Raw genomic sequence first — 10115 nt, forward strand, 5'->3', positions numbered from 1 at the left:
CCTAATAAGTTTTCACCGGCTCCCAACCATTCTCTTCACATGCTAAATTGAATTTTTCTACTGGCATGTCGATATTTATTGGGTCGTAATCTACTAACCATCTTTCAACATCGAAGTTAATAATGGCATCTTCTCCATAACGTTCAATCATGTATTTTTTATAAGCTGCTGATTCCGCTCGTAATTTTTGAACATCTGTTAAATCTGGCTTTGAGCGGTCATCCCGAACAATGATAAATGCGTTTTCGATGTCTTCCATGGTCACGTCACCATCTGGATCGCTCCAATCAGTACAATCTATACCGTTTGCTAGATAACGCCCTTCTTTATTACGATGTTTTAATACAATGACAGGAATCGTTGTAATGATTTCATCCTCGCCACCGAAGATGTTTTGTTGAAATATTTTCATCGTTCACCCTCCGTATTTGAAATATTCCAAATTTTAATCACAGACTTATTCACAAAATCCACAAATACTACGTTTTTCATCGCTTTATAATAGGCTTGTTGTAATTGCTCAAGCATCATAATCCTCCTATAAAACTCTTGATTTCCTCTCACAAACTGCGAAACTACCGCTTATTTTAATAATTCGATAATCTGGATAGCGTTTCATATATTCGAGCACTAAGCATCTCAATTCGTTTGAATCCTTCGCCTGCTCGAAGATCCAAGCAGGCAGAAGGACTTTGTATGGTACGTTATACACTTATACCACCTGTTGCATTTTTTGTTGTGCTTGTTGTTGAGCAGCTGCAACTTGCATCAATCCAATACCTTCACGGATTGCTTCATCCGTCTTTTCACTACTTGCAAGCCACTGAATATAAGCCATATCTTCACGCCATATTTGCTTCAATGTTTTTCCTTGATGCTTTCCAAATGTTAAAGTAATGGCACTAGCCTCTTGTGCGTTCTTTGGTATCGAAATTTTGTTGTTATTAACAGGTTGTTGACGATTAGAATAATCGTATGTGTTACCGCTAACCCCATTTGCATCGTCATCTTTTTCCGTTGCAATACCTAGCATCGCTGATAGGCTATAGCGTTTCATGTAAGTGATTTGTCCGCCAAAATCTTGCATCCCTGTAGCAGCTGGGAATTTGAGTGGTGAAGACTTCACCCATTCACCGGAGCTATGCAAGAACATCGTTTCAACACAAGCTAATGGACCACATTCTGTTAATTCTGTGTAACTGTTTTGAATAATGGATACATTATTTTCTTTAAAAACCTTGCGAGCAGCTTCGAAAATACCGTTCAAATCCGTATACTGGAATGAATACCTACTACCCTTTTTCGTAGTAACTTCTACAGTTACATTGTGCTTAGGTGTTTCTAATTCACCCCATGATTTTGCTAATGCAGCAGCGATATTTGTGTTTTCTGGTGAGAAGATCATTGGTCTGCCACCTCCACTTTGAATGTTGTCGTTCTAGGCTTTACTGTTACACCAGGCACAACTTGTCCGTCCTCATCTACAACAACTTGGTCATCACCCTTTTGAATTACTTTTAATGTTTTTTTCAGTTCCGCCCATCGTAATTTTCGAGTTGTATTAACTTCCACAAACGGTAATTCGTTCATCTCTAAATAATCGAATATTGCCTCATCATCAACTTTTTGTGGTTGCGCTTCATTCGTGATTGATCTCACTTTCCCATAGGGAGTAACGATACTTTTTTGTTCCGAATCGATGGTTAAAACATGGGCGTGATATTCGATGATTTTCTGCTCAAAGAATGAAATATCGCTAACTAATCCAGCACTTTCTTTTTGCTCCCACGTATTAATTCGTTCACGTTCCGCTTCTGCTAGCGATTTAATTTCGTTCAATTTTGCGTTGGCCGCATTCATTTTTCGTAATACCCAGTTGAGTCCATTCAAATCCTTAATGACAAATAACTGTTTGTCTTCAGGTTGTAATTCATTTAGTTCGTATAGTTCAATTTCCTGCAATCGGTTCATTGAAAAAACCTCCTTTGATTTGCATTTATTGAGCCCATGCGATATGATAATTTTGAAAAATTTTGTGGCATGAGCCTCAATTAATCCTCTCCGTTGCACCGGATAGGATTATTTTTTTATGTGAGCGTAGCCGTAATTCATTTCTACATAAGCAATAACCTTTGAATCACTCATATCAAATGTAGATTCATCCTTATATCCTGTAGCTAAATAATCACTGATGTTGTCGATATGGATAAGCGCGTCCCCAATCTCAAAGTACACATCCCCACTGGCGATGAAACTACCAAAATCATCGTACATATCTAAAATCACATCAGGTTCGTAAGATGGAGTTGGATACTCAATTCGCCCAAGCACCATTGGGTTTTCAACTTGTAAGAGATTCATAGAATGACCTCCTAAAACGGCATTGCGTGAGCGTCCACGTGTTCTGGCACAATAACTGGACCGTTCGCCACGAATAATACACCGTGTTTTACTACGTGATAAGAAGTCCAACTGTACTCATTTTCGCCTTGTACCATCCTTTTATAAGGAATGCCAATTTTCCTCAATGAGTCTAGCTGTAATAGATGCACTCGAACATGTACAGGCTCATTCGTTGCATCATATTGAGCGGAAATAACTTCACTCGTTGGAATACCATAGTACATTAATAAATTTGGCAATTTACTAAGTACTAATGCAGCTTGCTGTAATTTCATTTGAATCATTCCTTTCATTATTTTTGATGGGTTCCCATCAAGCAGCTCATAATATATTGGCTAACCAGACGAAAGAAGAGGATTATGAACTGCTTGACGAGAGCGAGTTACGACTCGCAAACGTCGATTATTGTGGTATAATGTGTGTAGACAAAACCGCACTGCTGTTTAATCGTTCCCGCGATTAAGCAGCTTTTTTATTGCCAACAGGCAATAACTACTGGTACACCAATGGCGATGATGATTAGACCACACTTCACACAGAACACTTTATGGCGGTGGTCACGGCCATCGTCTGGCATGTATAAGTAATTTACTAACCACTTCACCATCGGCACCACCAATTGCCGACCGACACTAGACGTTGTTGTAACGACAATTTACTCCATCGTTTAAACTTGAACATCTTGAACCTCCCACTGTTGGATGTGATCTATCACTCTATCTACTTCTGCTAAATCTATTTTTTGATTGGCTTGTAAAGCTTTCAGACTTCTGATAATGTCATAGGCTCTTTCAATAGCTAAGTCGTAATCTTCCATTATTAAATTGGATTCAATTGCTCCGATTGCCCCGTAAATCGCTCTACGATGCTTGATAAGCATAATTACATCCACCATATAAAACCTCCTCCGATAAACGGTAATAATTGATTGATGATTGATAAGGCGTCCATTCCAAACATCATGGCTGCCGCTGCAACTTGTCCATCTGTAATTTGTATCCACTGCATGAATGTTGGCATATCTATCACTTTTACTTCTTTTTCATACTTAGAAATACATGAACGGCTTCGATTTAGCTTTTCTGCTATTTGTTCCTGTGTTAGATTTGCTTTTACACGTAAAGCCTTTAAAATAGCTCCATATTGCACTTGTCTCACCTCCTGTCTCAATGTTCCAAACTGGAACAAAGGAAACAAATGCGGAACCCCTATTTTCTTGAATTTACAGTACTATATAAGCAAGAGGTTGATTTGTCCCAATCTCTTACTAGTTTGGTAAATTGGTAGTTTCAAATGAGGTCATTTTCTTTGGCTCCCCTATTCAATTGCACCTGCCCGTGCTTATTAATTCCATTCATTCATAATGATGTTTGTTATTGTTTTCGCTGTTGGTTCATATAACCATACGCGTTTTCCTTTGAATCCACGCTGTCTTTCGTATTGTTTGATACGTGGATCGCATAGGATATGTTCTTCCAAGAATGTCTTTTTAAAAGTTGTTGCTCTCATAATGTCATCGATATCCCAAAATAAAATTTCCTGCCTAGCAGTTTCGTTAATAAGTTCACGTAGCTCAGAGGTAATTCTTTCTTTTGTGATTCCAGACATCTCAAATAATATTTTGATTACTGTACTTTCACTATGTTCCAATCACATTGCCACCGCCTTGTTTAAAAACTTATTAATAAAATAGGCTTGGCCTTTACCTGTAATTTTTGACGTTCTATTGATGCTAATTTCACCATTGTTGTGATGAATAGGTGTCTCTTTAATTTCAAATAAACCGAGCTCCATTGATTTTTGCGTTGGTGAATTATAATCAGATCCCTTACGTTTGATTAAATAACCATTTTCCCGAAGCCACTCAAATAAACGTTTTTGCCCAATCTCTACACCGTTTTGCTTTAGGATTTTGGCAAACTCACCAATTAGTATTGATGTTTTACTTGCCTGTATTGCTTCAGCAAATAATACTTTTGGTTTTTGAGCTTCGATTATTAGTTGTTGTTCCATGATTTTTTTCTTGTTATTTTCAATCGTTTTTTGAGCAATTAGGAAACCTTTTGCTAAGATTGTCATTTCGTCATCATCTTCGCTTGTTGCAATGTAGCCACCATTAAGTCGAATTTCTTTCAAAATAGCTTTGACCTGTTTTTTGAATTGTTTTGCTATAGGTTTACGTGATTGCATTAATACTTCATATAGGCCATCTTCTGTTAGGAACCACGTTTCTTGTGTTCCGCCAAGGGTGTAAACATTGTTTACTACCTTCTCGTCTTCATCTACTGATTTCAGCATCATGCGTGTGTTACTATGTTCAATCCAATCCGCTACATCTTTCGCTAGAAACAACGGATTTTCTAAAGTTCCGTATACTTTGAATCTTTTGGTTAAAACTATTTGTTCATGAATAACTGTTAATGGATTCATAAGAAACCTCCTTTTTTCCACTTTTCCTTAGAAAAAATAGATTAATTAACTGGATTTCACGCAGTCATATTCTTAGAATCTAAGAACACTTCTTTAAAAAAATTTTGCTCTACATTTAAGCCAGAACAAATTCTTTCATATTCATCCGCCGATAAAACCGAATCACCATTAATAACCCGGTAAAATCTCTTTAATTCAATAGAAGATTTGTCAGCAACATATTTCATTTTTAATCCATTGCTTTCAATATATCGACGAATTCTTTCATGTACTTTCATATTGACCACACCTTTCTTCTTAATATTTAAGAATTCGTTAAAATTAATATAATTCTTAATTTCTAAGAAGTCAATGTTTTTTTCTATTTTTCTAAGAAAATAATCTTTGTTTTTGGGAATACGGTTAAGATAGTCTTAAAATAAAAGAATAAAGAGTGGTGCTACTTTATGGAGACACTGGGTGAAAGACTAAAATTAGCTAGGCAAAAAGCTGGTCTTAAGCAAATACAAGTTAAAGAAAGAACTCAAATAAATAACAAAACATTAAGTGGATATGAGAACGATGTGAGTGAACCTGATTTAACTACGCTAACTGTTTTAGCTGATTTATACGGTGTATCATTACAATGGTTATCAACTGGGCAAGTCGATAATAGAATAAACAATAAACAAATAAAAAAAAGTAAACAGGATATTGCAGAAAGAATTGAAGAATTACGTTATGATTTACAGAACATAAACGAATTAACTTTTAATGGGGAACCGATGAGTAACTCAACTAAAGAAGCTTTATTAGAAGCAATGGAATTCAGTGTTAGATTAATAACAAAAAGCATGGAACAAAACGCTCCTGAAAATATTAATAAAAAAGAATAGTCAATGAAAAACACCCTCCTAACTAAGAGAGTGTTTTATTTTTGTTCCACTGATTCTAATTCTTTGATTCGACGCAAAATTAAGTCAGTCATTAAATTTAAATACTCATCTTGATAACGACCAAATACATCATGATCTCTCAATAAATAGAGTGACCAAAGCTCCATCTCATATATGACACATCGCCACCATTGCCAAACATCACTGGACCAAGGCGGTGTAAGACTAAGTACTTTTGAAAAGTTTTCAAGCTCTGTTAATATCTTTTCTGTTGTTACCATACTCTTAACCTCCTACTTGGATTGACAGAAATTTTAACCATCGAAATCGAAAAAATAACTGTCCATGAGATGCATGTCAGTTAACTAATTAACACATTTTAAGTTGTTACTTGAAGTGTGTTTTTTAAATGATCTACAAAATCATCCTCTATTCTGTTATACTCAAAACAGGAACATGCGTTCTCATTTTATTTACGTTAATATTATCATTTCCATATAAGGAATGGAATGGGCGTTTTTAAAATATCACAAATTTTCTACAAAATTTGATAAAACTCTTCTTTTGAGACGGTTTTCTGTCTATAAAATTACTATCAGGAGTACAATAATCATTTTAAACCCTACCCTCTTTTATATTTATAAAATGACATACTTTGTATTCGAGTAGCGACTTGTCACAATTAAACAAACGAGATTAAACGTTTCGTTAACGTCAATTAGAAACATTAAGCTAATCGTTTAATCATGTTCAACCATACATTTAATTAAGATATATTAAAACTTAGAGGTGAGAAAATGACTTTGGGAGAAAAATTAAAAAAATCTAGAAATGATAAAGGGCTTACTCAAATTGAAGCAGCAAAAAAATTAGGTGTAACAAATGGGGCTTTGTCTGGATACGAAAGAAATTATAGAGATCCCGACATAAAAATGTTAAAACAAATGGCAGACTTGTACGAAGTTTCTATCGACTACTTAGTTAGTAATAACATGACAAGCAATAATGAAATAGGTATATCTCGAAAAGATGAACATGATATCGGAAAACGAATGGCGAAAATAAAAAAAGAATTAATCGAAGGGAAAAGTAATAATGGTGGTGTTGTACTTAGTTTTATGGGTGAACCAATGAGCGAAGAAGCAATCGAGTCACTTTTAGAAGCTTTAAAACATGCAGAAAGATTAGCGGTACTTGTCAATAAAAAAATAGGTAGCGATTAGATATATAGGCTCATAAATTCACAATGCACTTACCAATCCTTAATTAATTGAATATTCGGATATATATTGTGTATAATATTTCTGTTAATTTTTAGTTGCCGTTGATTTAGTGAAATAAAATGTAATACTACTTGCTCAATTGTCAGAATATTGAGTGTTAAAAAGTTAAGAAAGGAGAAAAATAATGTCCAGATTTTACAAAAATATAAAAGAAAGCCCTTTTTACTGGTTTTTAGTGTGTGTAGTTGCTATTTTAATCGTTTGGAGAATAGTTACCCTAAATAATGAAACGAAGGAATTTAAACAACATTTAAGTGCAGGAAATGATTATTTTGAAGAAGGAAATTATGAAATGGCTGTAAACGAGTTATCTCTTGCCGTTGAACTTAAACCAAAGAATTCAAAAGCAAAAGATTTACTTGACGATGCAAATAAACAGTTAAAAAATGAGCAACAAAAGAAAGAAAAAGCGCAAGCAGATAAAAGAGAAAAAGAAAGTAAATTACAAGAGGAAAAGGAAAGAAAAGATGCATATACAACTTTCTTAACTTCATTTGATGCTTCATCACCAGAAGGCAAAGTACGAATAGCTATGTATGAAGTGTTGAAAAATGATTACGAAAAGCCAGAAAATGTTTCTATTAGTTCTGAAATTGATGATGAAGGTCATATAACAGCTATTGGAAAAGGTAGAGATGGCTGGTCAAATGACAGTATTAGAGATGGTTTCTTTGAAGACATTACAAATATTTTAAGAAAAATAAAAGATGTTGATGGTTATACTTCAATATCAATTAGCTTAACCTTCCCCATGAAAGACACCTACGGCAATATCAATGATGATGAAGTAATCACTATGCTCTTTTTTAAAAGTGAAATTGATAAAATAGATTTTTCATCATTCAACTACATAAATTTACCTGATGTAGCAACTGGCTATAGACTTTATCCAGCATTCCAATAGAAATTTAATAAATGCATCCTTAATTTCAAGTAAAAGAACAGGGATTCCTATTTGAAAGGAGTGATGGAATCTGAGATTACCCTATACTAATTATCACCTGCCCGTGTAATTGGAGGTAATCTAATGGCAAGGTATAAAATGATTAAAACCAAAAAAGATTGTATTTACTGGTATAAGGACTCAAATAACAAAAAGAAGTTCGCTTTCCGCTACAAGTATTATGACCGTTTTGGAAATCGCAAAGAAAAAGCAATGTTAAGATTCGATACTGAATCAGCTGCTGAACGTGCCTTAATTGAGGTCAAAGCTAATGTACTAGACGGAAATGATAGATTTGTAGAGAATGCCAATATTACGGTAGCACAATGGATGGAGATTTGGTTTGAAATGAAAAAGAAGGTTTGGCGACCTGGTACCTATCTTCATTATCAAGAGTCCTACACCAACTATATTAAACCTCTGATTGGGCACTATAAACTACAAAAATTAACAAAAATGACTGTTCAAAGAGAGCTAATCAACAAATTAGTGTCTTATGGATTAATGCGGGCGACCGTGCAAAGCGTGTTTCGAATTTTCAAATCTGCAGTTTCTTATGCTGTTGAAGAGGAAATACTTCTTCGTGATCGCTTCAGAAGAATGGATTTTAGTGCTGCACCTATTAGTGACAAAGAAAACTACCTCACTGAAGAGGAGTTAGAGCTATTTTTGCAATGCGTTAAAGACAATGACCCTTCGACTAGATACTCATCTATTTTAACTTTGGCAATGACAGGAATGCGTAAAGGTGAAATGATGGGGTTAACATGGAATGATATCGACTTTAAAAATAAGACAATAACTATTAATAAAGCTCGGACACGAACAGGGCTTGGGCCACCGAAAAGCGATAATGGCTATAGGAAAATTAGTATGAACAATGAATTATACGCACAATTAAAGAGGTACAAAGCTTGGTGTATTAAAAAGAAGTGGGATAGAAGTATGAAACATGAAGATACTGATTATGTATTTATTTCTCGCCAAGGGTGCCGCCCTATTGGGTTAACATACGTTGAGGATGCAATTGATATGATTTGTGAAAAGTATGAACTAAAAAGAATTTCCCCACACGGTTTAAGACATACAGTAGCATCTATTTTACTTTCACGTGGTGAAACACTTGTAACTGTCGCGAAAATCTTAGGTGATAATCCAAATACTATTCTAAAAGAATATGTTCACTCGTTCGAAAGAGATGAAATTAAATCAATTGAATTGATGAATAAATTCGCAGCTGGAAGATAATTTTAAAACAGCCATCTTATGATGTATTTGGGGTACAAATTGGGGTACATCATTTTTTGTGCCCTCCCCCATCCCTATACATCAAAGCTTTCCCTCTAACTCCAACCTCATGATATAGTTGGCATGGTAGACAACGCCCATTTGGTCTGTCTCCGCATATCGAATCTCAATCTGTTTTTCACTCACAAACATTTTCTTCACCTCGTCCTACATTATAGCGTAAAAATGCTGATTTGGCGGGGTTTAGGCTTTGGAGATGAAAAATAAATAAAAACATAAATTTACAAAATGTAGAAATTCAATTTTAATATTTTGTTTGGTAAAAAATAGTGGTATTCGTTTTTACCCTATGTACCCCACTTATTTGGGGTACATATTGGGGTACACTGGGGTACAAAAAAATATAAAATAATATAACACTGGGCAGGTGAAAAATACAAAAGTCACTCAATTTTTAGAATGAGTGACTTTTGTATTGCCCTCCTAAATTCCTTTACTTGTGATTTCAGTGGATGCTGCGAGTACTTAAAAATTAGCCCCAATTCATCTATTTAAAACCAAAATTAATACAACATATTTTTGTAAATTTTGTTTATATATTTTCCATTTTACGCAAGAAGGAATAACTATTTTCCAATTTGGAACTTACTTTGATATATGAGCACTTGATAGTATCAGATGCATTGAGGGTTCAACCATCTATAAAAGATGTAAGTATTTTGAAATAATTATTGTTTTAAAAAATAATTAATTAGCGCTCCGATAACCAATATTATAATAAAAATTAAGAACCCTTTAAATGTAAATCCTTTCACTAAATTTCTTTCCGGAATCCCATTATCATCATCATTACGTTTATTGTTATCCATGAATATGCCTCCTTTAAATAGCATGTTTTCTCCTTATTAAAATAATACATTAGAATTAGAGGAT

The 10115-nt window shown here is 34.5% G+C and carries 17 protein-coding genes; 4 read left to right on the forward strand and 13 right to left on the reverse strand.

Going from position 1 to position 10115, the window contains the following annotated elements:
- Position 1: 1 nt before the first annotated feature.
- From C9J37_RS19990 to C9J37_RS20035, 11 genes are all read right to left on the reverse strand, one after another.
- Positions 2–412: a hypothetical protein gene (locus C9J37_RS19990; RefSeq protein ID WP_107896782.1), complete on the reverse strand. Its 411-nt coding sequence runs from the start codon at positions 410–412 to the stop codon at positions 2–4.
- A 300-nt stretch (positions 413–712) separates the two neighbouring features.
- Positions 713–1405, reverse strand: a complete 693-nt coding sequence (locus C9J37_RS19995; protein ID WP_107896783.1) for an ERF family protein — start codon at positions 1403–1405, stop codon at positions 713–715.
- A complete protein-coding gene (locus tag C9J37_RS20000; RefSeq protein ID WP_107896784.1) occupies positions 1402–1971 on the reverse strand; it encodes a host-nuclease inhibitor Gam family protein in 570 nt (189 codons plus the stop codon). The genes C9J37_RS19995 and C9J37_RS20000 overlap by 4 nt, the downstream gene beginning before the upstream one ends.
- A gap of 108 nt (positions 1972–2079) precedes the next feature.
- Entirely contained in the window at positions 2080–2361 is a 282-nt protein-coding gene (locus C9J37_RS20005; RefSeq protein WP_107896785.1) for a YqaI family protein, read from the reverse strand.
- A gap of 11 nt (positions 2362–2372) precedes the next feature.
- Complete coding sequence (locus C9J37_RS20010; RefSeq protein ID WP_107896786.1) at positions 2373–2678, reverse strand: hypothetical protein; 306 nt, start codon at positions 2676–2678, stop codon at positions 2373–2375.
- 197 nt (positions 2679–2875) lie between these two features.
- The gene (locus C9J37_RS29455) at positions 2876–3010 is read right to left on the reverse strand and encodes a hypothetical protein (RefSeq protein WP_268808035.1); all 135 of its coding nucleotides are present in this window, start codon (positions 3008–3010) and stop codon (positions 2876–2878) included.
- 60 nt (positions 3011–3070) lie between these two features.
- Positions 3071–3298, reverse strand: coding sequence for a hypothetical protein (locus tag C9J37_RS20015; protein WP_107896787.1), 228 nt, complete (start codon positions 3296–3298; stop codon positions 3071–3073).
- Positions 3286–3552 carry a helix-turn-helix domain-containing protein gene (locus tag C9J37_RS20020; protein WP_107896788.1) on the reverse strand — a complete coding sequence of 89 codons (267 nt, stop codon included), beginning with the start codon at positions 3550–3552 and terminating at the stop codon, positions 3286–3288. The genes C9J37_RS20015 and C9J37_RS20020 overlap by 13 nt, the downstream gene beginning before the upstream one ends.
- A gap of 195 nt (positions 3553–3747) precedes the next feature.
- The gene (locus C9J37_RS20025; protein WP_107896789.1) at positions 3748–4053 is read right to left on the reverse strand and encodes a hypothetical protein; all 306 of its coding nucleotides are present in this window, start codon (positions 4051–4053) and stop codon (positions 3748–3750) included.
- A complete protein-coding gene (locus C9J37_RS20030) occupies positions 4054–4833 on the reverse strand; it encodes a phage antirepressor KilAC domain-containing protein (protein ID WP_107896790.1) in 780 nt (259 codons plus the stop codon).
- A gap of 56 nt (positions 4834–4889) precedes the next feature.
- The gene (locus tag C9J37_RS20035; RefSeq protein WP_107896791.1) at positions 4890–5111 is read right to left on the reverse strand and encodes a helix-turn-helix domain-containing protein; all 222 of its coding nucleotides are present in this window, start codon (positions 5109–5111) and stop codon (positions 4890–4892) included.
- A 168-nt stretch (positions 5112–5279) separates the two neighbouring features.
- On the opposite strand from C9J37_RS20035, the gene C9J37_RS20040 reads away from it, so the two are divergent.
- The gene (locus C9J37_RS20040; RefSeq protein ID WP_107896792.1) at positions 5280–5708 is read left to right on the forward strand and encodes a helix-turn-helix transcriptional regulator; all 429 of its coding nucleotides are present in this window, start codon (positions 5280–5282) and stop codon (positions 5706–5708) included.
- A gap of 35 nt (positions 5709–5743) precedes the next feature.
- On the opposite strand, the gene C9J37_RS20045 is transcribed toward C9J37_RS20040, so the two are convergent.
- Entirely contained in the window at positions 5744–5989 is a 246-nt protein-coding gene (locus tag C9J37_RS20045) for a hypothetical protein (protein ID WP_107896793.1), read from the reverse strand.
- 516 nt (positions 5990–6505) lie between these two features.
- Between C9J37_RS20045 and C9J37_RS20050 the strand changes: the two genes are divergently transcribed.
- The 3 genes from C9J37_RS20050 to C9J37_RS20060 all read left to right on the forward strand — a co-directional run bounded on the left by C9J37_RS20050 (position 6506) and on the right by C9J37_RS20060 (position 9182).
- A complete protein-coding gene (locus C9J37_RS20050; protein ID WP_107896794.1) occupies positions 6506–6931 on the forward strand; it encodes a helix-turn-helix domain-containing protein in 426 nt (141 codons plus the stop codon).
- 184 nt (positions 6932–7115) lie between these two features.
- On the forward strand, positions 7116–7895 hold the full coding sequence (locus C9J37_RS20055) for a hypothetical protein (protein WP_107896795.1): 780 nt from the start codon (positions 7116–7118) through the stop codon (positions 7893–7895).
- 123 nt (positions 7896–8018) lie between these two features.
- On the forward strand, positions 8019–9182 hold the full coding sequence (locus C9J37_RS20060) for a site-specific integrase (RefSeq protein ID WP_107896796.1): 1164 nt from the start codon (positions 8019–8021) through the stop codon (positions 9180–9182).
- 728 nt (positions 9183–9910) lie between these two features.
- Here C9J37_RS20060 and C9J37_RS28435 read toward each other — a convergent pair.
- Positions 9911–10051 (reverse strand): hypothetical protein, encoded by a 141-nt coding sequence (locus C9J37_RS28435; protein ID WP_167397376.1) that lies wholly within the window; start codon positions 10049–10051, stop codon positions 9911–9913.
- Between the last annotated feature and the right edge of the window lie 64 nt (positions 10052–10115).

The organism is Lysinibacillus mangiferihumi, from assembly GCF_003049665.1.
Classification (GTDB): domain Bacteria; phylum Bacillota; class Bacilli; order Bacillales_A; family Planococcaceae; genus Lysinibacillus; species Lysinibacillus mangiferihumi.